The 24629-nt window shown below is 42.9% G+C and carries 22 protein-coding genes; 12 read left to right on the top strand and 10 right to left on the bottom strand.

Annotation, left to right across the window (positions count from 1 at the left end):
* Positions 1-289: 289 nt before the first annotated feature.
* The 3 genes from JMX91_RS05910 to pilG form a co-directional block, all read right to left on the bottom strand.
* Positions 290-820 carry a chemotaxis protein CheW gene (locus JMX91_RS05910; protein ID WP_160022438.1) on the bottom strand — a complete coding sequence of 177 codons (531 nt, stop codon included), beginning with the start codon at positions 818-820 and terminating at the stop codon, positions 290-292.
* A gap of 3 nt (positions 821-823) precedes the next feature.
* On the bottom strand, positions 824-1186 hold the full coding sequence (locus JMX91_RS05915; RefSeq protein WP_057761573.1) for a response regulator: 363 nt from the start codon (positions 1184-1186) through the stop codon (positions 824-826).
* A gap of 179 nt (positions 1187-1365) precedes the next feature.
* The gene (gene pilG / locus JMX91_RS05920; RefSeq protein ID WP_057761576.1) at positions 1366-1743 is read right to left on the bottom strand and encodes a twitching motility response regulator PilG; all 378 of its coding nucleotides are present in this window, start codon (positions 1741-1743) and stop codon (positions 1366-1368) included.
* 686 nt (positions 1744-2429) lie between these two features.
* Between pilG and JMX91_RS05925 the strand changes: the two genes are divergently transcribed.
* The 7 genes from JMX91_RS05925 to JMX91_RS05955 all read left to right on the top strand — a co-directional run bounded on the left by JMX91_RS05925 (position 2430) and on the right by JMX91_RS05955 (position 10921).
* Positions 2430-3653 (top strand): efflux RND transporter periplasmic adaptor subunit, encoded by a 1224-nt coding sequence (locus tag JMX91_RS05925; RefSeq protein WP_201548097.1) that lies wholly within the window; start codon positions 2430-2432, stop codon positions 3651-3653.
* Between the two features lie 259 nt (positions 3654-3912).
* Positions 3913-4635 carry a response regulator transcription factor gene (locus tag JMX91_RS05930; RefSeq protein WP_057761578.1) on the top strand — a complete coding sequence of 241 codons (723 nt, stop codon included), beginning with the start codon at positions 3913-3915 and terminating at the stop codon, positions 4633-4635.
* Between the two features lie 85 nt (positions 4636-4720).
* Entirely contained in the window at positions 4721-6850 is a 2130-nt protein-coding gene (locus JMX91_RS05935; protein WP_201548098.1) for a sensor histidine kinase, read from the top strand.
* 256 nt (positions 6851-7106) lie between these two features.
* A complete protein-coding gene (locus JMX91_RS05940; protein ID WP_201548099.1) occupies positions 7107-7877 on the top strand; it encodes a methionine ABC transporter ATP-binding protein in 771 nt (256 codons plus the stop codon).
* Between the two features lie 49 nt (positions 7878-7926).
* The gene (locus JMX91_RS05945; RefSeq protein ID WP_413786650.1) at positions 7927-8583 is read left to right on the top strand and encodes a methionine ABC transporter permease; all 657 of its coding nucleotides are present in this window, start codon (positions 7927-7929) and stop codon (positions 8581-8583) included.
* Between the two features lie 170 nt (positions 8584-8753).
* Positions 8754-9734, top strand: a complete 981-nt coding sequence (locus JMX91_RS05950; RefSeq protein WP_201548100.1) for a MetQ/NlpA family ABC transporter substrate-binding protein — start codon at positions 8754-8756, stop codon at positions 9732-9734.
* 338 nt (positions 9735-10072) lie between these two features.
* Positions 10073-10921: an aldo/keto reductase gene (locus JMX91_RS05955; RefSeq protein WP_102091823.1), complete on the top strand. Its 849-nt coding sequence runs from the start codon at positions 10073-10075 to the stop codon at positions 10919-10921.
* Positions 10922-11021: 100 nt separating this feature from the next.
* On the opposite strand, the gene ccmE is transcribed toward JMX91_RS05955, so the two are convergent.
* From ccmE to ccmA, 5 genes are all read right to left on the bottom strand, one after another.
* Positions 11022-11522 (bottom strand): cytochrome c maturation protein CcmE, encoded by a 501-nt coding sequence (ccmE, locus tag JMX91_RS05960; RefSeq protein ID WP_101206027.1) that lies wholly within the window; start codon positions 11520-11522, stop codon positions 11022-11024.
* Positions 11523-11765: 243 nt separating this feature from the next.
* Complete coding sequence (ccmD, locus tag JMX91_RS05965; RefSeq protein ID WP_201548101.1) at positions 11766-11987, bottom strand: heme exporter protein CcmD; 222 nt, start codon at positions 11985-11987, stop codon at positions 11766-11768.
* Positions 11988-12003: 16 nt separating this feature from the next.
* Positions 12004-12792, bottom strand: coding sequence for a heme ABC transporter permease CcmC (ccmC, locus tag JMX91_RS05970; RefSeq protein WP_160023569.1), 789 nt, complete (start codon positions 12790-12792; stop codon positions 12004-12006).
* Positions 12793-13092: 300 nt separating this feature from the next.
* Positions 13093-13749: a heme exporter protein CcmB gene (locus JMX91_RS05975; protein WP_180958136.1), complete on the bottom strand. Its 657-nt coding sequence runs from the start codon at positions 13747-13749 to the stop codon at positions 13093-13095.
* Positions 13750-13884: 135 nt separating this feature from the next.
* A complete protein-coding gene (gene ccmA, locus JMX91_RS05980; protein ID WP_201548102.1) occupies positions 13885-14514 on the bottom strand; it encodes a heme ABC exporter ATP-binding protein CcmA in 630 nt (209 codons plus the stop codon).
* Positions 14515-14676: 162 nt separating this feature from the next.
* Between ccmA and JMX91_RS05985 the strand changes: the two genes are divergently transcribed.
* From JMX91_RS05985 to JMX91_RS05995, 3 genes are all read left to right on the top strand, one after another.
* A complete protein-coding gene (locus tag JMX91_RS05985; RefSeq protein ID WP_227679298.1) occupies positions 14677-15786 on the top strand; it encodes a hypothetical protein in 1110 nt (369 codons plus the stop codon).
* A 30-nt stretch (positions 15787-15816) separates the two neighbouring features.
* Positions 15817-16638 (top strand): YbjN domain-containing protein, encoded by an 822-nt coding sequence (locus JMX91_RS05990; RefSeq protein WP_201548103.1) that lies wholly within the window; start codon positions 15817-15819, stop codon positions 16636-16638.
* Positions 16639-16934: 296 nt separating this feature from the next.
* Complete coding sequence (locus JMX91_RS05995) at positions 16935-17849, top strand: histone deacetylase (RefSeq protein WP_201548104.1); 915 nt, start codon at positions 16935-16937, stop codon at positions 17847-17849.
* A gap of 33 nt (positions 17850-17882) precedes the next feature.
* Here JMX91_RS05995 and JMX91_RS06000 read toward each other — a convergent pair whose 3' ends face one another.
* A complete protein-coding gene (locus tag JMX91_RS06000) occupies positions 17883-18665 on the bottom strand; it encodes a sulfite exporter TauE/SafE family protein (RefSeq protein ID WP_201548105.1) in 783 nt (260 codons plus the stop codon).
* 80 nt (positions 18666-18745) lie between these two features.
* Positions 18746-20173: a bifunctional phosphopantothenoylcysteine decarboxylase/phosphopantothenate--cysteine ligase CoaBC gene (gene coaBC, locus JMX91_RS06005; protein ID WP_201548106.1), complete on the bottom strand. Its 1428-nt coding sequence runs from the start codon at positions 20171-20173 to the stop codon at positions 18746-18748.
* A gap of 128 nt (positions 20174-20301) precedes the next feature.
* Between coaBC and radC the strand changes: the two genes are divergently transcribed.
* Both radC and JMX91_RS06015 read left to right on the top strand, forming a co-directional pair.
* Positions 20302-20985, top strand: coding sequence for a RadC family protein (gene radC / locus JMX91_RS06010; RefSeq protein ID WP_201548107.1), 684 nt, complete (start codon positions 20302-20304; stop codon positions 20983-20985).
* A 349-nt stretch (positions 20986-21334) separates the two neighbouring features.
* The gene (locus tag JMX91_RS06015; protein WP_201548108.1) at positions 21335-24265 is read left to right on the top strand and encodes an acyl-CoA dehydrogenase; all 2931 of its coding nucleotides are present in this window, start codon (positions 21335-21337) and stop codon (positions 24263-24265) included.
* Positions 24266-24629 lie beyond the last annotated feature (364 nt).

A 24629-nucleotide genomic window follows, 5' to 3' on the forward strand; every position in this document is an offset into this window, starting at 1 on the left:
CCAAACTTAATAGAACAAAAAATCCTAACAATAGCTTCCAAGTACTATCAGCGTCTTTGCCATCTGCTGATGTTTTGGCCATACCAGCTACAGGTTTTTTTATCACATCACTCATCTTGCGTCTTCCTTTCAAACAGTCATCAAAGTCTAATTGTGGCTGACTTTGACAATCGTATTGTTATCTAAACAATGATTAGCAAAGCCTGTATAAATGCTGACATCGAACCCTATTATGTCAGTCGCTATTTCTCTGTCGTTACTTAACAGACAGGTCTTCTATTATCGACAATTATATTGCAGCATCTGAATACTGAGGATCTTGTGCGAGCAAACTTGGCATAAATACATACCAGTCTTGGTCATTTTTGAAAAACTTGCCATGATTATAAGGCGCGAATGGCGACTCTGGATCTATGGCTTCTGGACGATACTGTTCTTGTGTAAACTGTTCGATACCAAGTACTTGATCCACCAGCAGTCCTGAAAAGTTATTGTCATAATCAATGACGATAACTTTCCGTTGGCTCATTTGTGTCAAGCGACTAGGGACTTGCAAAAAATGCGACAGATCCGTCAAAGGCAATAGTCGCCCACGAATGTTAGCAATACCTAGCATCCATGGCTTTACTAGAGGTAGGCTAGTATATTCTGGCATAGATAATACCTCTGATACCTGACCCATAGGGGCAACTAAGCGCTGCCCACCAATTTCAAATACCACACCTTGCCAATCAAACTCTTGGCCACCGCGGCGACCGCTTTTGCGTGCGCGTGCCAAATCTGCTAAACGCAGAAGCTCGATAAATCCTCTAGAAGCCACAAGTTACTCCATCACTTTGCGAATCATATTGACCAATCCACTTTCATCAACTGGTTTGTTCATATATTCTTTGGCGCCTTGACGCTTGCCCCAAACTCTATCTGTTTCCTGATTTTTGGTACTGATCATGATGACAGGGATATGGGCAGTGGTTTTACCGCGGGTGATCTTACGCGTGGCCTGAAAACCATTCATTTCAGGCATGACCACATCCATCAAAATCACATCTGGTAAATGTTCAGCTGCCATCTGGCAACCCTGCTCACCATTGGTCGCTTCCAACACTTGGAAGTTGTTTTTGGCAAGCATATCGCGAAATTTCGCCATTTCTGATGGCGAGTCGTCAATGACTAAAACGGTAGTCATAGGAGGTTCCTTTAAGTTCTAAAATATCTGTGAAGATATATTGATATATAGTTCAGATAAAATGATTAGAAATAGCACTTATAAATCTACTGGTAGCTATTCTTTAATCATAATTATTCAGTATTGAATAATCTGGAGCGATAATATCAATCACTCCCTGTAAGTCTATATTTATTCGATTAACGGTACTGATTAATGGCATCAAAAAGCTCATCTTTACTAAATGGCTTGGTCAGATACTCATCAGAACCCACAATACGACCACGCGCCTTATCAAATAGACCATCTTTAGATGACAACATGATTACAGGTTTATTGGCATAATCAGGGTTATTTTTTATCAGTGCACAAGTCTGATATCCATCTAGACGTGGCATCATAATGTCGACAAAAATAATATCTGGATTGTTATCTACAATCTTTGCTAACGCATCAAAACCATCGATAGCGGTCACTACTTCACAGCCCGCTTTTTGTAATAAAGTTTCTGCAGTACGGCGAATGGTTTTTGAATCATCAATTACCATTACTTTTAAACCTTCAAAATTATTTTCCATTCTCATTGTCCTGTAAACGACTATTTGTTCGTAACGCTATCTAGCAATACAAAGTTTGCTTGGCTATTTTAAACTTTTATATCATCTATTGTCAGATCGATATAAGTACCTACATTTGCATTGTCTGCGTTGAAATTTGTTATAACAGCGAATCTTCTACAATTAATGCCTACTGACTAATCGCGGTATCAATATAGCGTACTATACGCACTTTATTATTATTAATCTTACAAAATCTAGCGTTATTTGAGTGCCTTGAATAAGTTAACTTACCCTGCGCATATCCAATAAAAAGTCAAATATAACAACGATTCTAATTAACTATAAATCCACTTTTTGATATATAAATAAACTGGAATTTAAATATAAGGCATCGTTATTATATTTTTGTATTGTATATAATTGGCAATGATATTACTGGATAATTTTCATTTGTAATAAAAATGTATCATTATATTTTATAGTGTTTGTTTTAGCACAGTTATTATTGCTTTTCCAGTAATTAGTAAAATTATGTTCGAACTCATTAGTATCACAAATAGCTGTTCTTATTTATTAAAGGCGTAACTTCAACTTTCCTTAATACTTGAATTATCAGCTTTCTTAAGTTTAGTAAATATCTTACAGTCGTTCCACCGCGTTACAATTCACTATATAATAATATGACGATTACAATGGTGACTGCTATGACAGCTTCTAGACGTTTAAGAAAAATCCTCTATTTATTCAGCGTACTATTTATCGCAGCTTGTCAGCCGTCACCTGTAAATGAATCGACTGTTACTGACACTGAAGCAGAGACCGCTGACACGCCACTTATCATCACAAGTGATAGTGTCACAATGACGCCAGAACATATCTTGAGTATCAAACCTTCAAGGTATCAGCCGAGTCTCGGATTACAAGGTAATATCGAACCTATCAAGCAGACCACATTCGTTGCGGTACATCCGATTCGTATAGAAGAGACAATGGTTAGTGAAGGTCAATGGGTAGAAAAAGGCACGCCATTGCTCGTATTTAGACGTACGGGCACGGCTAGCAAAGCTGAAGATTTGAAAAATCCTGAACAAGGTAATTCAGAATCAGGGGATACTAATCAGAACAATCCAGAAGATACGCAAAACTTCGATGCTAAATCTGCACAAGCTGCGCCAGACACGGATATCGCTGTTGTAAGAAAAACTGATAGTGACAAAACATTAGAAGCAAATTCTGCGATAGATACTGATAGTAATATCTCTACTAATCAGGGTGCAGACGTTAATACGGCTAAACAAGGTGCACCGTATAATTCGATTACCATCCATGCCAGCTTTTCGGGTCGAGTAGAAAGCTTATCTGCGGATGCAGGACAACAGCTAGCGGCGCGCGAGCCTCTACTACAGATCAGTGATGAGACTAAACTGCACTTTATGGCTACCCTGCCTATACAAGCAAAACCACAGCTTTCAGTGGGACAAACGGTCAATTTTACTGCCGATAGTATTTCAGATAAGTTTACAGGACAGGTCAGCAAACTGGTATCGACCAGTCAGCCCAAAAAGCTCTTAGTCTATGTTAATGTCATCGATAATGAAGTAAGTCGTGATAAATTATTGCCAAATATGAAAGTCACAGGGCGCGTCAATTATGGTCAAATAGATGTCGGTACTATCGTACCTAGGCGCGCGCTACATGATGTTGATCTGACAGAATTGCAAACTCCTCCTTATATGCCGCTACAACCATTGACTGCAAATGTTTGGATTATAGGCCAAGATCAGCGTCTAACGCGTCAACCTATTGAGGTAGTTGAATACGATCCTACTACGCAGCAGTATTTGATAGCAGGTGTGAGCAATGATAGCTTAATTTGTTTGGCTGACTTACCTGTTGATTCTAAAGGCAAAAAAGTCATTGTGTCATGATAGCTTATGCTGACTGTTACATTTGGTAGAAACATTAACAAAGCTTCTCTTGTTTTGTAACAGCATAATTAGGCAATATGACTCTACCATATATAGCATTATCCGAGTATTAAAATACGACTCATATTTAATTATGCGCTATTCTGTATGTTTGAAAACGTAGAGGCTTAATGGTTTAACTATTAATTATTACCAACAGCTCATCATTACCAGAAACGTTATGCTTTTATAAATCACAATAACAATTAGAGGACATCCCATGAGTAAACAGATTTTATTGATTGAAGACGATCCAGATTTGGCTGAGCTGATCAGCGATTATTTGACCATGAACTATTATGACGTGCATCATGCTGGTCTTGGTCAAGAAGGTCTCGACTTATTAGACACCAAAGAGCGCGATATTGACTTGGTTGTATTGGATCTTATGCTACCTGATATGGACGGTATGCAAGTATGTCAAAAGATTCGTGGCAACAAGAACAACATGACCAATAAAGTGCCTATTATTATGCTAACCGCAAAAGGCGATACAACAGATCGCGTGTTGGGGCTAGAGATGGGTGCTGACGATTATATCGCCAAGCCTTTTGAGCCACGTGAGCTTTTAGCTCGTATCCGTGCGGTTATTCGTCGTCATGAGCAACCAAATCAAGCCGATAGCCAATCAGACAGCTTAACCTTTGGCCGTTTGAGTGTGTTCCCTGATAGTCATGAAGTCACTATCGATGACCAACCGGTACGTCTAACCACGCATCAGTTTCAGTTGTTACATTACTTTGCCACTCATTCTGGCAAGGTGTTGAATCGTGAGCAACTCTGGCAAGCGATGCCAAACGATGACAGCTCAGACAACATTGACCGTGCAATTGACGTACATATTTCGCGTCTACGTGCTTTGATTGAAGACAATCCACGCCAGCCAAAGCGTATTATTACTGTACGCGGCGTCGGCTATCAATTTGCTACTGATCAGGTGTAATCATAAAGGATGCCTAATTAGCTGACTCATGGTGTAAACTCTATACCATGAGTCGGTACAAGCGTTTAATAATAGAGATCGTTTAATGCAGCAATTGGGTTTTCGTTCCGTATTTGCCAAACTATTTGCCAGCGTTATGCTGGCACTTACTTTATTTGCTGTAGCAATGGTGCTGTTGACCCAACTTGTTCATGATAAAGATGCGGGCATACGCTCAGAGATATTAGCCACACAGATTCTGGGCCAGATCGATCCATTCTTGCACGAATTGAATATTTCTATCAGCAAAGACAATCGTTTGCAGTCGCGTTTTATGCTGGCTGTCGTTAAGAAAAGCTTCGATATTTTTGATGAGTCACTGCAAGCAAAAATGGGATTGTATGACAGCGAAGGTCGGCTGCTTATGCAAACTGACAATAGCGACCTACCCCTAGAGCTCCCCCCTACTCCGTCTTTGTTCTCACGCGTTTTTCCATCACTTGCAGATACATCACCTACCAAGCAAGCCCAAGTGTATAGCAGTACGGGTTATACCTTACTGTATGAATCACGTCTAACGCCTAAAAAACCTGTCCTTTCTGCAGCCCTGAACTTGTTCACTGGTACGCTACTACTCTTGCTCATTATGGCAGGTGTACTATGGTTGATTGCACGGACGATGACATGGCGTATTGACCAGTTGAGCCAACAAATGACTCAATTGGGTGATGGTGATTTTACGGTGCGAGTGAATGCACGTGGTAATGACGAAATCGCTGCACTAGCACGTGGATTCAACCAAGCGGCACAAAAAATTGAACACTTAATTGATGCCAATAACTTGCTACTGGCACATGCCTCTCATGAGCTGCGTACACCGATTACACGTATTCGCCTACAGATTGAAATGATGGATATGTTGGCTGGTGCGCTGCCAACTGATACCAAAGCAAAGTTCGATAAACGAGCACAAGCGATCAATAGAGACTTATCAGGTCTTAATGACTTAGTAGAAAGCATATTACTGGTTAGCCGTCTGGATGCGGGTCATGCCTTACAGCAAGTTGAAAACCTCGATTTATACGATTTGGTAAATCAAGAGCGTCAGCACTATCCTGAAGCCACGCTGATTGGTGAGCACATTGTGATAGATGGTCAATCATCAATGTTGACTCATTTGATTCGTAATTTACTTACCAACGCTATGCTACATGGCAAGCCACCTGTTACGGTATTGCTATATGGTGTTCAGAGCATAGAAGAAGCCGGAACTGTGCCCGACTATCTATTACAAACCGTGCTATGCAGCAGCTTTGTCGATTACAACAGTTTAGATTTTGACGATTATGAAGAAAACGCTGATGCCAAAATAATTGAACACCAAACTGCTAAGCAGGAAGCTACTAGTTCGGTTGATAAAAATAAACCAGAAGCGATTGACTCAATAGTAGAACTACCAACGCCGACTATCTATAAAAACGGTGAAGATATAGCTGCCAGCAATGAGAACAACGAGACTGATGATAATGCCAGATTTGATAATGAACTTTCAGATGACAGCTCGATAGATAGTGCTAACAAACCCCAACCTACTACTGGCGAATCATCACTACTTTCTGACTATTACAGCTTTACCAGTGAGTTGACCGACAGAATTAAGAAAGTTATTTGGAAGGCTGTTCCAGATTCTACTGAACCTGCTAACAAAGCCGATAATATCAACAATGCTAACGCGACTGAAGTAGCATCAACAAACTCTATAAGCAACGTAGAAAACGCGAATACTGGCACTCTCGTCGAGAATAGTGCTCAAAAATCAGATAAATCTATTACTGATACCGCTACTAAAAATAACGGCTCAAATAATACGAAAGATGACACCAAATCTAACAGTTCAAACAATGAGAACTCAGGCCCAGTCGTGCGTAAAGAAGGCTTATTTGCTAAGCATATGAAAAAAGCCAAAACTGAACCTGAACGTCCACTGCCAAAATATGCGGTGCTGGCTGTAATCGACGAAGGCACTGGTATCCCTGAAGGTAAGCGAGAAGAAGTCTTTAGTCCATTTGTACGTTTACAGCAAAAAAACAAAGGCTCTGGATTAGGGTTATCGTTAGTCTCACAAATCGTTACCGCCCATCAAGGACGCATTATTACAGATACGCTAAATGGTCATACTAGATTTTTGGTGACCATCCCCATTCATCATGACCCTCATTACAACTATCACGAGTAATCAATCCCCATCGTTATATAGATAGCTATCACGCTGTCATCTTCAAATTTGCCATTTTAATTGCTTATGATTAATAGCTATTAATCATAAGCCGGACACGTATGTGCATATCCAAAGTGCCTGATAATATGCTATATTACCGCCCCTTATTATACGGTTATTGACTGTTGTCGTTTTGACGAGCTTCTTACATATTGAAAGAGGCCTGATGACGCGTTTTTAACCATTAAAAAATTTATTAAATTTTGAGCCCTCCATGAATGACATGATTGTCTTAAACGATGTGACCAAAAGTTTTTTAAGCGACCGATCAATCAAAGACAAAGACGGCAAGCCACATTGGTTTACCGCTGTTGAGCCGACATCTCTGACTATCAAACAAGGCGAAATCTTTGGTCTAATGGGTTATTCAGGTGCAGGTAAATCTACCTTATTGCGCCTAATCAACATGCTTGAACGTCCAGATTCGGGTCAAGTCGTGATAGACGGTACTGACCTAACCACGCTGTCTGCCAGTGAGCTGCGTATTGCCCGTCATAATATCGGTATGATTTTTCAGCAGTTTAATCTGATGTCTAATCAAACGGTTTTTGACAACGTGGCATTTAACTTAAAAATCTCTGGTTATCCAAGTCGCGACATTCATAAGCGCGTCATGGATTGTCTTGCGATTGTCGATCTGACCGATCGAGCTGGTCACTATCCTGCGCAGCTATCAGGTGGACAAAAACAGCGTGTGGGTATTGCCCGCGCGATTGCCCCTAGTCCAAAAGTATTGTTGGCCGATGAGCCAACCAGTGCGCTTGACCCTGCAACGACCCGTAGTTTGCTGACTTGTCTGCGCGATATCAATGAGCAACTTGGCGTGACTATCGTCATCGTGACCCATGAGATGAGTGTTATTCGTAGACTTTGTGATCGCGCAGCGTTATTGCATCAAGGACAACTATTAGAAGTTGCGGCTGTGCAAGATGGTCTGATTCAAGCAACCACCCCGATTGGCAAAGGCCTAGTCGTCGAGGACTAATGAGGCAGGAGAAATAGATATGTTAACTGGTACTGAATTATCCGCCTCTATAGACAAGCTACTTGTGTTACGCAAAGAGATCGTGAGCGCGTTTATTGATACGTTTGTGATGCTCGGTATTTCGACCACAGTCGCAATCGTCATCGGTGGACTGTTTGGCGTATTCTTGTTTTTGTCTAGTGATCGACAGTTTTTGCAAAACAAGACGTTGTACGGTGTGCTTGGCGGTATTACCAACTTTATGCGTGCTTTCCCTTTCGTAATTTTGATGATTGCGATGAGTCCGTTTACCAAGGCCATCGTTGGTACGGGTATTGGACCGATCGCTGCATCATTGGTGCTTGCTATCGCTGGTTCGTTTTATTTTGCGCGCTTGGTCGAGCAAAATTTGCGTGAAGTGCCGCGCGGTATTATCGAAGCAACCGAATCTATGGGTGCCAGGCCTTTTACCATTATTAAAGTATTACTTAATGAAGCGCGCTCAGGTTTAGTATTGTCAGTCACTATTCTTTGTATCAGCTTGCTCTCTTATTCAGCTGCCGCTGGTATGATCGGTGGTGGCGGTTTGGGTGATTTGGCCATTCGTTATGGCTATTATCGCTATCAAACCGAGGTAATGATTTTTATCGTGATTGTATTATCCATCATGGTTATCTCGATTCAAGCCTCTGGTAACTGGCTCGCCAATCGTTTAGACAAACGTTAAACCGCTTTAGAGAATACTTGACATTACGAGCGACTAGGTTTATTTTTGGCAACACTCAACCCTTATCTCAGCTCTTACAACAAAAGCAGCATTACTATTTATAATGTTGCTTTTTTAATGTTCAGACGATAAACGTTTTACTCAATCCCATTCATTATTAAGGACATATTATGAAATTAACAGATATCAGCCGTCAGTTAGCTACCGCATTTGCCGCTGTTGGTGTATCAGGTCTAGTTTTAGTTGGTTGCAGCAACTCATCAGCGCCAGAAGCGAACCAAGAGCCAGTAACTGAAGGTACCACTGCAGAAACGACTGCGAGTACTAGTGACATCGATCCTGAACACACCAAAATTGTTATCGGTACGACTGAAGGTGATTTTGCTGATATGGTTCGTAACCAAGTAAAAGGCACACTTGAAGCTCAGGGTTATGAGGTTGAGTTAGTTGCATTTACTGATTATGTTCGCCCCAACCTTGCCTTGGCAGAAGGCGACTTGGACATCAACATCTTCCAGCACAAGCCATATCTTGATACCTTCAAAAAAGAGAACAACCTTGATCTCGTTGAAGTATTCCAAGTGCCAACTGCCCCGCTTGGCATCTACTCAGGCAAAAAGTCTAGCCTAGATGAAGCATTCAAAGGCATGAGTGTTTCTGCGCCGAATGATCCAAGTAACTTTGCTCGTGCGTTGGTCATGATGGACGATCTTGGCTGGATTAAACTAAAAGACGACATCGACCCACTGACAGCGTCAAAAGCTGACATCGCTGACAACAGCAAATACGATATCGACATCGTTGAGCTAGAAGCAGCCCAATTACCACGCGCGCGTGATGAAGTTGATTTTGCAGTAATCAACGGTAACTATGCAACTGACTCTGGTATCAAGCTGACTGAAGCTTTATTCCAAGAGCCAAGCTTTGCTTATGTGAACTGGTCAGCGATCAAATCTGCTGATACTGGTAAGAAATGGGTTGAAGATGTCACCAACGCCTATAACTCAGAGGCTTTCAAAAAGTACGCGCATGAAACCTTCCCTGGCTACAAGTACCCAAAAATCTGGGGTTCTGACACTAGTGCAAGCACTGATACCGCAGCTAAAACTGACAGCACTGAAACGGTAGAAACAGAAGCCGCGGCTCAATAAGACTTTAAATCAAAAATACCTAGCTTTTTAGGTGTTATGATTGATAGAAACGCCCATTACTTAGAGTGATGGGCGTTTTTTTGTCTTTAATTTTGGGAGTGCTGTCTTCCAATACCGTTATTAAAAGACTAACTGTGCATTGAATAACTATTAAACAACTATCAAAAATCACGTTACAGCCTGTTTGCCCTTTGTAGGAAACCGTCACTTACTCTTCCACTTGTCCTTGGTTTTTCTTATAGTGGACAGGCTTAATAGTAATTTACTCGTTAGACCATACTATTGATGACATTTAAAACTAATGAAAATTATAAGACACACATAACAAGGATAATAATATGAGCGCTAAAAACTATAATATTCGTACCGCTGGACAAGCAAACATCCCCATCCTAGGGCTAGGTACTTGGCAGTCAACTGGGCAAGACTGCGTAGATGTGGTCAAAAAAGCGTTAGAAATGGGGTATGAGCATATCGATACCGCTCAAGCTTATGGCAATGAAAAAGAAGTTGGCGAAGGTATCAGACAGTCAGGCGTGGCTCGTGATAAGTTCTTTTTGACTACCAAGATTTTTCCAGATGATATGAAGTTTGAGCCAGAAAAACTGGTCGCAGCAGCCAAGCGTTCTTTGGAAGATTTGGGTACAGATTATGTAGATCTGTTGCTATTGCACTGGCCTGATGACCGCGTGCCATTATCTGAGACCATTCCTGCGCTGTGTGAACTCCAAAAGCAAGGTTTGACGCGTCATATTGGTGTTTCAAACTTCAATATTGCTAATATCATTGAAGCCAAGAAATATGCTGATGTGCCTATTGTCGTGAACCAAGTAGAGTTTCATCCCTTTATTAAGCAAAACACATTGCAGACCTTCTTAAATAATCATCATATTCTACTAGAAGCCTACTCGCCATTAGCGCGTGGTGATGTATTTGATAACGAAGTAATTAAAGAGATTGCAGATAAGCACAACGTAACGCCAGCACAAATCTCATTAGCATGGATCTTGTCAGATAAGCATCGTGTGGCTATTCCGAAAACGTCTAACCCTGATCACTTGCAAGGCAATCTAGATGCCATTAAAGTTGAGTTAAGTGCAGATGAGTTAGAAAAAATCGGTAACCTAGCCAGCTCTGATGGTCGTAAAATTGAACATCCTGACTATAGCCCAGTATGGGATGACTAATAGGGTTAATAAGTACGATTATTTGATTAGCTAAACACAGCTCAATAAAAGGCCACCGATAATCGGTGGCTTTTTTATACCGTATGAAAACTTATAATCGTTACTGTTGTAGCGTTTCGGTCTCATGAATCTTTTCAGCAGGATTATACTGTTCAGAAGAAGGTATCGCTCCACTGCGATTGTTTTCTTTCATTGATTTAGCGACTTCTGGTGGCATATAGTTTTCGTCATGCTTAGCCAACACTTCCCCAGCGACAAAGGTATCCCCTTGCATTTTACCAGTGGCCACGACGCCTGAGTTTTCGGCAAATAAGTCTGGCAAAATACCTTGATAAGTCACAGGTACGGTTGATTGAAAGTCAGTAATCGCAAACTCAACATTTAATGGATTGTCTGCTGCACGCTGCACACTACCGGCAACCACCATACCACCAGCACGAATACGTTTGTCCTGAGGCGCTTCGCCTTGGGCAATAGCGGTTGCATCAAAGTAGTAGTCAGTTTGCTGCCCGATGGCATAGATAACCAACATAACTGCTACGGCCGCACCTGCCAGTGTAAACATCACCCACGTCAGTTTTTTCCGACGAACTGCATTCATACCACTACCCCATTAATGAGTCACTGTTTTATAAATCATAATCAATCTACAAAACAGAAAAATTTGAAGAAACCACCATTAGAAAAACGTTCTAAAAATGTCTTTCTAATCGTACTCTTCTAATCGCTATATGGTAGCATTTTTCAGATAAATCAATAAGCCCCATCGCTATTCGCAAGGTCATATTTTTGTCAGTAAAAGGATACGGCTTCTTACGCTAAAACCATGATATTAAGATAATTTTTATTCAGCTTGTTTAGTCGCAGGCGTTGAATTTTTGGTCGTTCGTTGTGCTTGACGCGCTTGCTGGATGGTCAGCTGTTTGATAAGTGACTGTCGCTGTCTGCGGCTATAGATAATAAATGCCAACATCACGCCGATCGTTATCGCCCAGCACGACCACACAAAAACCCCATGCTTACCCATGGCAAAAAACTCAGATACGCTATAAAAGTAAGGCTGCATAGTGTTTTCCTAGCCGTTATTTGTATTGACCACGAATGTATTCTTTGACCCACGCTTTGCCTTGATCACGGTATAGAATCAGCGTGTTGGTACGATAAATCGCTAATGTTGCAACCAGTAAATAGCTGCCTATAATCATCAGTAACAAAGGCATCCACATATCTGCCGACATCTTCGGTGCGGCGGTCAAGCTAAAGGTCGCGCCTTGATGCAAGGTATTCCACCACTCTACTGAATACTTGATAATAGGCAGATTCACTGCGCCCACGATAGATAAAATAGCAGCCGCTTTACCGCGATTGGCCGTATGTTCAAAAGCGGCAAACAGTGCCATCACACCCGCGTACAAAAACGCCAATATTAGCATTGACGTAAGGCGTGCATCCCATACCCAGTAAGTACCCCATGTTGGTTTCGCCCAGATAGAGCCTGTAAGCAAACTGATGACACACAGCAGAAACCCCATTGGGGCAAGTGCCTGCGCGACCAAACTGGCTGTCTTAATCTTCCATACCAAATAGATCACTCCCAGAACCGCAAGAGAAAAATAGATAGAAATGGCAAGACTAGCAGCGGGAACATGGATAAATATAATGCGATAGCTATTACCTTGAAGATAATCAGGCGGTGCAAAAGCAAGGCCCCATACGCTACCAATGAGCAAACAGAGACTGGCCAATATCGCTAACCACTTGACCCAAGGGCTAAAGATACGAAAAAACTGCTTGGTACCCACAGTGGTCAAGAAACCCTGCCAAATGCGCTGCCACAAGCTAGGGGATGAGACGTTATTCAGGTTGGGCATGGGAAGAAACCTATTACACAGCTTACTGGCGATAAAGGATGCGGTCTACCAAAGCACCACTATCAACTCACCTGCTGGCGTTAAACACTGGATAGAATCTACAAAGAGCTGTTTACGTATTCAATTGACTATTATAGCAAAATTGCCAGTTTTCACCACGATGTTAATACATGTGATGCAGATAACTAAATTTCGATGACTGGATTTAGATGGCCAGGTTTAGATAACTATATTTAGACAACTGGGTTTAGATAACCAGATTTCGACAACTGGACTTTAGGATTGCAACAAGCAAATCGTTTAATTGAGCCATGACATTTTTAAAGTTGTAGCAATCACCCAAGGCATAACTAGGACAGAAACAATACTTCCTGCTAGTAATAAGGCTAGAATAGGCAAACCGTTCAGCCCAGAGGCAAATAAATCAACCGCACCTGTAGCAAAAATCAATACTGGCAACTGCATCGGTAAAGCAATCAAAGGCACCAATACTGCCCCATTCTTTAACGATAACGTCAAACTACTGGCTACTGCTGATAACATCAAAAGCATTGGGCTACCTGTCACGATAGAAGCCATCAATATCCACGCTTCAAACCAACTAAGCTGAAATAGTGGTACGGCAAGCAAGCTAAGCGCTGCCACAATACCACTACTAAAAATCCAATGAATGACCAGTCTAATCAGCACCCATAGCGGTAGGGACGCTTTGGCCACGACCAATTGCGCAAGCGTACCATTATCAAGCGCAGGCTTGAATAATCCATCAACGCCCATTACCAGTGACAGCAACGCAGCAATCCACACTGCTGATACGCCCAGACGCTGCAATAGCGCAGGCTCACTACCCACTGCCAACGGAAACAAAGTAATAATCACTAAGAAAAGTACCAATGGATACAACCATTGTACCGCTCCTTGCTGCTTGACTTGCCATTCGCGGCGCCACAGCTGCATAAACCCAATACTGCGAGGCACTACAACAATAGCATTTGGACTTTTATTCATGGCTGCTACTGATCCTACTTGTATTGGACTGTCTGTCATTATTTGTCCTTGTACATATACCGATGGTACTGATAGCAATCAAACTTATACCATGTAATTTGACAAATCGAGCACTTGATTGGCGACACCAACTGCTTGATGACTGGTCATTAGTATCGATCCGCCAGCCTGTGCAAACTCGCATAACCGCGCTTCCATACGTGCCACCATATCGACATCTAGCGCCGTGAAAGGCTCATCAAGTAACCAGAGCGGTGTCACATCAGGAGTTAGTAGGTACAATCGCGCCAACGTGATGCGGCGCGTTTGCCCAGCGGACAGATGACTTGAGCTGATCGTTTCAAACCCTTGTAGCCCAACCCATGTGAGTGCATCGTCAATATCAGCAGCGCTTGGCGTGATGCCATATAAGTTCAGTAGAAACGTCAGGTTTTGTGCTACTGTCAAATTCGGATGGATGCCTAACTGGTGCGAGACATATAAAGGCTGGATGGGCAGGCACGATTGTCCTTGATAAGTAACTTCACCTGACAAAACAGGTAACAATCCAGCCAACTGCATGAGTAACGTGGTCTTTCCCGTCCCATTTGCCCCGATTAGATGGCAAATACTACCCGCAGATAGCTGCAACGCAACGCCTTCGCACAGCGATATCTCACCGCGCTGAACCGTCAGCTCCTCAAGTGCAAGTAAAGGCGTATCCAAAACCGTCATCAAAACCTCTGGTTATTTATCAAGCAGCAGTCAATATTCATCACAAACAAAGGCAATGTTCGTGGCATAATACCCTATGCTCGCTACAAACACACAGTATAACAAATTGTCGATTACTCTGACTTCAAAAAGTACAACCTCAAAAAAATACGACTTTAAAATATGACTTCAAAACCTATGCCGACTTCACAAGATAGCCAAACACAAATGCCTGATGCAGACACTAACAATGACAACGCAGACACTAATTTGTCAAAAGAGCCATCAGCCAGCCGTTTGACAGTAGATAGCTTGATTGATGCTCAAGTTAACTTTATGCAGCAGTGGTTGCACAATCAAGCTGAGCCACTAGCGATGGAAGCTTGGCAATGGTTTGGTGCGCAGCCTTTAAGCAAATATATTACCTGTGACCATTTACAACAGCTGATGAAAGACTGGCTGTTAAATCAGCCGATGACTGAGGTGATGCGTACCGATATCCGTGCTATTTTGCACACTGTTATTTATCATCCAGTCAATGACAACGTACCTTTGTCTGAGCTGGTCGATGATGCCCAAGTCGAAACGCTGGCCAACTATATCGGTAGCCATGAGCAGCAGCGTAACATATTGATTCATACGCTGGTCGGTAACGAAACCTTTGCAGATCTATTGACCCAAACACTCTATCACGCTATCAACGACTTTATGGAAAGCACCCTCGATAAAGCAGGTGGCGTTGGTAAATTGATGAAGCTTGGGCGCAGCTCTTTTGAAAAGGCGACCAACAGAAACCTCGATGAAAAACTGCAAACGTACCTGCATCGCAATATCAAAGATTTGACACGCAAAGCCGAAGCCAATGCCCAAGAACACTTATCAAATGAAGAAGTGGCACGCCTGATGGTCATGGGCTGGGAGCGTATCAAAGACCAACCGATTAGCGAGCTACAAACCTACTTAAGCGACGAGCCTGGTAATAGTAGCATTGACCATATCGAAGCCAGTATCCAACAAAGCTACAATCGCCTGCGACTGTCACCATATCTGCACAGCTTAGTCTCGGCAAGCATTGACACTTGGTATGCCAATCATCAGGCTGACACGATGGCGACCATTGCGGCGAGTTTGCATATTGACGAAGCGGCCATGAAGCAATGTAGCACTACACTACTTCCTATCGTTTACAATGCTCTTGAGACGCCTTGGTTAACGGCTCATATTCGTGAAATGCTAGCAGCGTTCTATGCACAGCCTGCTATCAAAGAAGGTTTGGCATTCACTCACGATTAATTTATAACTCTTACTTGTCAGCATACTATTATGAGTCAACGCAATAAACTCAGCTTGTGGCAAAAAATCAAACGGTTACTGACTGCTTCCGCACCGCAGTCAGTCATCGATGGTGCAAGCGAGCAAGGGCGTGCATCACTTGCTGACGGCGAGATTAATAATACAAAAAATATATCAGCTGATATCTCTCATGAGTTAGAGGCGAAACAAGGCAATGAACAGGATAACCCTCAAGCACAAGCACAAGCACAAGCAGATACACCTCAACTCAAAACCGATAACTTAAAAACCGATAGCGCAAATGCAGAACCTCAAAACCAAAGTGACATGCCTATCGTCGACTGCTTAAAGCAATACTTCAATGACAAGCAGTGGCACTACACGCATTATCGACCCAAAACCAACGACAGCCAAAAGTCGCATCATTTATCCTTGAGAATGCGTCATAAGCAAATAAACTGTGGCTATCTGTTTCGGGTGCAAGAAAAAAACAAACTACTGGCCATCTATGGCATCTTGCCATTTTTGATACCAGACACTCATCAAAGTGCCGCAATGCTACTTATCACCCAAATCAACTATGACATGCTAGTCGGTAATCTAGAGATGGATGTCAACGATGGTGAGATACGCTACAAAAATGCTATCGATGTCGAAGCAGTTGGTATAGATAATGAGATTATTGAGCATTTACTACAAAGCGTGGTCGCGATGACCACGGTTGCCAACGAGCTATTTGGCAACTTGGTCAATAATCAAGACCCTGCCGAAGACATGCAAACGCTACTTGTCGAGCTACGTCAACAGTCAGACGCGCGCACGTTCTTTTTACCGACTCAGTTTGTTCAATAGCTCAGTTTGTTCGATAATTAAGTTCATTCGATGAACCGGTTTTTCAATCAAGCCATAATCTACGATAGCTAGGGCGTGTCCTCATTTTAAAAATGGTGATAAAAATGAGATAAATTGCCGTCAAACGAGGAAAATAGTGCAGATAATATCGAGATATTGACCAACTATTTGACGATGTTTGGCAAAATTTAGCTGTTTTTAGCCCATTTAGAGGACACTCGTTTGAATTGAGGACACGCCCTAATACTTGCTTCTTTATCTATCCAAAAAACCATCAATACTAAGCTAGAAATCTTATGCTAAAAATTGCCTACTCTGACGTTTTTCGATATTCCGTGCCAGAAAAGCACCGTTTCCCCATGCAAAAGTACATTATGATTCCTGAGCGTTTGCTGGCAGAAGGAACGATCAGCCAAGATAACTTCTTTGCCCCTGCTCGCTTGAGCGAAGATGAGATTTTGACCACGCATACTGCAGAATACTGGTATCAGCTTAAAACTCAAACACTGCCGCGCAAGGCTGCTCGTGCTATCGGATTTGAGATGACACCGCAGTTGGTAGAGCGTGGTCGTTATATTGCCCATGCAACATATGAGTGCGCGCTATATGCTCAGCAATATGGCGTGGCCATGAACGTCGCAGGCGGCACCCATCACTCCTTTGCTGGTCATGGAGAAGGCTTTTGTGTCTTCAATGATGTTTGTATCGCTAGCAATTTATTGCTAAATCGTGGACAGGCAAAGAAAATTTTAGTGATCGATTTGGATGTTCATCAAGGCAATGGCAACGCCAGCATCATGGCAGATGAGCCACGCGTTTTTGTCTTTAGCATGCATGGTGCAAAGAACTACCCGTTTCGTAAGCAAGTATCAGACTTAGATATTGAGCTAGACAATGATACTGGCGATGCTGAGTATTTACAGATATTAGAAGATACGCTGCCACGCTTAATCGCTGAGGTTGCGCCAGATATGATTTTTTATCAGTCTGCTGTCGACGTGCTCGCTACCGATAAGCTCGGCAAACTTGGTTTGACACAAGCAGGGTGCAAGGCGCGTGATGAATATGTTCTGCAGCAAGCAAAAGCCGCTAATATCCCTGTCGCTATCGTGATGGGTGGCGGCTACTCAGAAGATATCGAAGATGTGGTCGAAGCGCATTGTAATACCTTTCGTTTGGCACAGCAGATATTTTTTAAAGAATTGGCCTAATAAAATATCGCTGAAAAGGCTTATACACTTTAGCTATAACAATGCGGTAATACCTTGCCAGCCAACGCGTATTCCAAGCACGATTAAAATCAATAAAATAAGCTGACGAAAACGCGCTTGCGGTAAATAACGACGCAAACGGATTCCAACCAAAAGAGTCACTATAGACAGCACACTCAAAAAAGTAATCAGCTGCCACTCACCACTGCTCAGTGCCATGATAGGCTCACGCAACACGATAATTTGAGCAATCTTTCCTAAGAAATAGCACATGTTACCGACTTTGGCGATGGTATTTTTATCGTCACTGGCAGACAGTAGATACATCATCAGTATGGTCGACATTGCATTGGTCGAGCCGCCAATCACGCCTGCACCAAAGCCAACGGTAATTAACATAGGCTTGGTGTTTGGTAGACGGATTTGTTTGCCGAGTAAACTACTCACAACGTAGAAAGCAATGACCGCGGCCAACAATAAAAGAATATAAGCGCTATCGACCCATAGCAATAGTTTTGCACCTAAAATGCTACCTAGTAAGCTAGTAAGCGCAAGCAACCAATAGCGTCTGCCGTAGTAGATAAAGTTTTGCCAAATAGTTCGTTCACCGCCTACTAGCCAGGTCATCACATTAACGACTAGCGAAGGAAAAATCACTAACACAATGGCGTGTTGCAATGGGTACATACTAGCAAGCGCAGTGGTCGTCACTAGCGTTGCGCCAAGTCCACTAATACCATGCAGCAGTGAAGCAAGCGCAAAAATGATCGTCAGCACTAGCATCTGAGTGCTATCGTTACCAGCTATATTCATCATATCGGTCACACCATTTGAGGCTCAGCGTCTGTATCTACACACTATCTACATGCTAGCTATCAGATTTAGCGCCTGTAGCTCTAACTATCTTTACGTTGACCGATTGCTTGACCAATAATGCTAGCCAGTTGCTCAGCAATTTTATCTTTACTGGTCTTCTCAAGTGTTACCGCGTCACGCTCATAGCGCTCAGAGAAAAACACCTGCATCGCATTGTCATCGCTAGCAAAACCGATATCTGCACGTGAGACATCATTACAGGCAATCATATCTAAATCTTTTGCGACCAATTTACCACGGGCATAACGCTCAATATCTTGCGTCTCTGCGGCAAAACCAACGACAAACAACGCAGGATGCGCAAGAGAAATCGTCGCTAGAATATCAGGGTTTTTAACCAGACTGAGTGTCATGGCATCTTGTGTCTTTTTAATTTTTTGCGGTGCAGCTTCTTCCGTACGATAATCTGCCACGGCTGCGGTCGCGATAAAGATATCTGCTTTTACAAACTGGTTGTCATCATAAGACTGTAGCGAGTCATTATTGTAATTATGGTTGTAATCATGGTCGCTTACATCATCATCACCGCAACCACAGTCGCCATTGTGATGCTCGTGAGAATGGTTATGAGAGTGCTCATGTTCATGTGGGTGCTCATGAGAATGGTCATGCTCTTCTTCAAGGACAAATTGAAGCTCGCTATGCGTACCTTCCACACATTGCTGCGCCGCTATCAGCATATCTTCGGCAGACAGCACATCGATTCGTGTGACATTGAGCGGTGTAGGCAATGCCACTTTACCACCAGCGATTAAGACAACGTCTGCACCAGCAGCCACACAAGCGCGCGCCAATGCAAAACCCATTTTTCCTGAAGAGTGATTAGACAAATAACGCACAGGGTCAATCGCTTCTACTGTTGGACCTGCGGTAATGACTACTCTTTTTCCTGCCAGTAATTGCGGCGTCGTATTCATCGCTATGAACAGTAACACCTCATCTAATAATTGCTCAGGCTCAGGCAATCGCCCTGCTCCCACATCACCGCACGCTTGCTCACCGCTAGCTGGTTGGATAATCTGATAATTCATATCGCGCAATGTTTGCACGTTTAGGTTGACTGCTGGATGCGCCCACATCTGCTGATTCATGGCAGGCGCAATAATGACGGGCGCTGTAGTGGCAAGACACACTGTGGTCAATAGATCATCAGCCATACCCATGGCCAGACGCGCAAGCGTATTGGCTGAAGCTGGTGCAATCACGATTAAGTCGGCCCACTTAGCCAGCTCAATATGTCCCATGCCTGCCTCGGCTTGCTCATCGAGCAACGAGACATGCACCTCGTTACCCGTCAACGCTTGTAGCGTCAGCGGTGTGATAAATGCTTGTGCACCCGTCGTCATGATAACGCGCACATCAAAGCCTGCCTTAACTAACAAGCGGGCAAATATAGCAGATTTATAAGCGGCGATACCGCCAGTAATAGCAAGCACAATATTGGACATAAGCGTGGCATCAACAAAAAAGTGAAAAGATAAAATTGCGCTTATAGTAACAATTATGAGATAAATTGGGTAAGATTTTCCGTATCTATCTCAGATAACGAGTATCCACCCATTTTCAAGGAGTGACAATGGCGATCAAAGACTGGCATGAGGATGACAGGCCACGCGAAAAACTTTTAAAATTTGGTGCAGCTCATTTGTCTGACGCCGAGATACTGGCCATATTTTTGCGCACCGGTACTCAGTCTCAATCAGCGATTGAATTAGCGCGGCATTTGATTGATCAGTTTGGTAGCTTAGCCGAGCTATTAGCCGCCCCTCAAAAGACGGTTCTTGCTTGTCATGGTATGGGTCCTGCAAAGTACGCCCAAATATTAGCCTCACTTGAGATGGGTACGCGCTATCTGGATAGTCAGCTCAAAACTGGGCAAGCACTAGGACGCTCACAAGCGGTCAAAGACTATATCAGTACTCAGTTGCGCGGTGAGCACCGTGAAGTATTTGCAGTGCTCTGTCTAGACAATGCCCTCAACCTTTTAGACTTTGAGATATTATTCACTGGTGGTATCTCATCATGTTCTGTCTGTATCAAGCACGTACTGCGGCATGCACTAAGCCACGCTGCTAGCCAACTTATTATCGCCCACAATCATCCTCATACCGATGCCAAACCATCAACGGCAGATAATTTATTGACCTACGAGCTAAAAAAAGCCTGTGACCTATTAGATATCTCGCTTGTCGATCACATTATCGTCGGACGTAACGACACTTTATCTTATGCCGAAAGCTGCCTTGCCCCTTTTAACTAGCTATTTGGCTAGTTTTCGATAATAGCTGGCTATGTGCTCCAACTAGTCATATGCCTAACCTGTAAATAATTATGTTTGATACATATCATCGACAGAGCGTAGCATTTTGGCTCTTGATAGTTATCGACAACTGTTTCATATTAGTAGCTATTCTTGTCATTTATTTGTTAATTACTTACTAGACCATTAATACTAGTATTTAAAAGACGTACAACCAAGCATTTATGGATTAACAAATCATTCGATTTACTTGTAAGACAGTAAATGGCAAGACGAAAAACAATTATAGTTAGCTCTTTCATTTACGTACTTTTCGCATTTTTTATTCAGCGCTTTAAAGGAGATAGTCATGGCAATTGGCTTGTTTATTTTGGCAGTCATCATTCAGTTAGCCGTGGTCTTGGCCATCTTTTTGTTGTCCTTATCACGGGTCACCGGTAGCATCGTCGCCCTGATTACGGTTATCGTCACCGCAATTATCAGCCCATGGTCGCTCATTTTGGGTATACCAATGGCCCTACTGTGTTTGGTCTTACTCGTTGCACCGCTTCGCCAATCGTTAATCACTAAGCCTGTATATAAGGCGCTGGGCGGTGCGATGCCGAGTATGAGTGATACAGAGCGTGAAGCGCTTGATGCGGGTACTAGTTGGTGGGAAAAAGAGCTGTTTATGGGTGCGCCAAACTGGGATACCTTTGCCAATTATCCTTATCCGCAGCTTTCAGAAGAAGAGCAAAGTTTCATCGATAATGAAGTAGAAACCTTATGTGCAATGCTTGATGAATGGCAAATCCAGCATAAAGATAAAGACCTATCACCTGAGGCATGGCAATTTATTAAAAGTAATGGCTTCTTAGGTTTAATCATTCCAAAAGAATTTGGCGGCTTAGAATTTAGCTCTTATGCGCAAAGTCGTGTAATGAGTAAAATCGCTTCGCGCTCGCCGACTGCCGCTGTGACCTGTATGGTTCCCAACTCGCTCGGTCCTGGTGAGCTATTGATGCACTATGGTACAGACGAGCAAAAGCAGCGCTGGTTGCCAGGTCTTGCCAAAGGTGATGAAGTGCCTTGCTTTGGTTTGACTGGGCCTGAAGCTGGCTCTGATGCAGGTGCTATTCCTGATACAGGTGTGGTCTGTTACGGTATGCACGAAGGCGAGCAAGTGCTTGGCCTGCGCATGAACTTCTCTAAACGTTGGATTACCCTAGCACCTGTCGCCACTGTCGTTGGTTTAGCATTTAAAATGTACGATCCTGAAGGTCTGCTTGGCAATCCTGAAAAAACCGATTACGGCATTACCTGTGCCCTCGTTCCAGCTAATCACGAAGGTGTGGTAACAGGGCCACGTCATAATCCAATCGGCTCACCATTTATGAATGGTACAGTCGATGGCAAGGACGTCTTTATCCCATTAGATTACATCATCGGCGGTGTCGAGAACGCTGGTCGCGGCTGGCGTATGCTAATGGAATGCTTGGGTGTTGGACGTGGTATTTCTCTGCCAGCTCTATCGACATCAGCCAGTGAAATGACCTATCTATCTGTTGGCGCATTTGCAAAAGTTCGCGAACAGTTCAAGATATCCGTAGGTAAGTTTGAAGGTGTACAAGACGCCACTAGCCGTATGGCGAGTAACACTTATATGTTAGAAGCGTTCCGTCATTTGGTCACTTGCGGATTAAACCAAGGTGGCACGCCATCAGTCATGACTGCCATGGCAAAATACTATGCGACTGAAACCATGCGTAGCGTCGTCAACGACGGTATGGATGTGGTCGGTGGTCGTGCTGTACAAATGGGTCCCCGTAACTTTTTGGCGACACCTTATCAGGCGATTCCTGTCTCTATCACTGTCGAAGGCGCCAACATTTTGACCCGCTCACTCATGATCTTTGGTCAAGGCGCGATGCGTTGTCATCCTTATCTATTCGACGAGCTTCAGTTACTACAAAGCGAAGACAAAGCGGCTGCCACTGAAAAATTCGATACTCTTTTCTTCAAGCATTTAGGCTACACGTTTAACCGTGGTGCAAAAGCCTTTGTCGCAGGCTATATTGGCGGTAGCGATAAGGCCCCGAGTTTCGCAGATGCTTTTACCCGTCCCTATTACAAACATATTAACCGCTTAAGTGCGAGCTTTGCCCTAACTGCTGATATGGCATTAGGACTACTAGCAGGAGATTTAAAGCGTAAAGAGATGCTCTCTGGTCGTTTATCAGATATCCATAGTCATCTATTTATTGCGACTGCTATTTTGCAGTTCTATGAGCATGGTAGCAAGTCAGAATCTGAGCGCTTACATGCCGAAGTTGCGCTACAAAACAGCTTGTATACGATTCAAGAAGCCTTTGTGTCATTCTTTGCTAACTTCCCGAATCGTATGGCAGCCAATGTGGTTAGCTTTGTGACCTTCCCAAGTGGACGTATCTTTATCCCAGCAAGCGATGAGCTAAAACGCCAATTGGGTGATACTTTCATGGATGATTTTGCAGCCAATCCATTCCGCGATTATCTTAAAACCATGGTTTATTACAACACAGATGCAGACGATGTAACTGGTCGTATGGAGCATGCTTATCAGACGTTGGTCGAAATTGAACCGTTGTGGCAGAAGTTCAAAAAGGCAGAACATCAGGACAGCTTTGAAGGTCTAACCTTTGAAGATCATGTGGTACATGCCAGTCAAAATGGCGGCATTACCGAAGAAGAAGCAGAAGTGCTGATTCAATATAACGCCATGCGTTTTGATTCATTGTTGACTGATACGTTTGACGAGCATCTATCGGAAGCGCTAAAACGTGACAATCCGCATGCGCTTGAAAATGCAGTTCACCAACTGACTGATTATGCACAGCTAAAGAGACAAGCTCAGAGTAAAAACGGTATCGCTGTGGATACCGATGCATCTACCGTTAATGAGCTAGCCACTAACGAACCAGCTATTAACGACCTAGACAGCACTGCAAATACAGACGACCATACTGGTGATGCCAATCCTAATCATGGTTATGAAAGTGATGGCGATGTAGAGTTGGTCAGTGAGCAAGATACTGTCAAAGAAGTAAATTCGCAGACAGATTTTGAAGAGTCAGAGCCTGAAGTAGAGGCACTCGATCATCGCCATCGTGATGCTGAATCACATCTTAACGAGCGTATGGGCAATAATCATAATCGTCATATTGCACCACCTGACGAGATACATGCTGAAACAAGTGATAATAATATCAAACCTTTAGAACGCCAACCACCTTTGTCACGCGAAGAAGATGATAAGGTTTAATGGTCTATTCTGTTTTTAATATTGCTATTAGCAACCGAGTATTATTAGATTTTATAGTAAAATTTTCACTTTTTATTAGCCAGATTATCTATAAACGATAGTCTGGCTTTTTTGATCTATCGAAAACTTTAAGCTTAACTAGTCGTATGAGTCTTATTCTTTCCTTTATATTTTGATAATTTAAAATCAATGGTCCGATATCAATAGTTTGACATATTTGCTTACCCTAAAAACTCTTTCATGAATATTTTGTTTCATATAGGAAACAAACGGTTTAGAATAAATATTGACTATATTATGGGCACATAGTTGTAACAAGGAATGTACATTTAGAATAAAATCAGAAAAAAATCTTGCAGTGCCC

The organism is Psychrobacter sp. Pi2-1 (assembly GCF_904846645.1).
In the GTDB taxonomy this organism is placed as follows: domain Bacteria; phylum Pseudomonadota; class Gammaproteobacteria; order Pseudomonadales; family Moraxellaceae; genus Psychrobacter.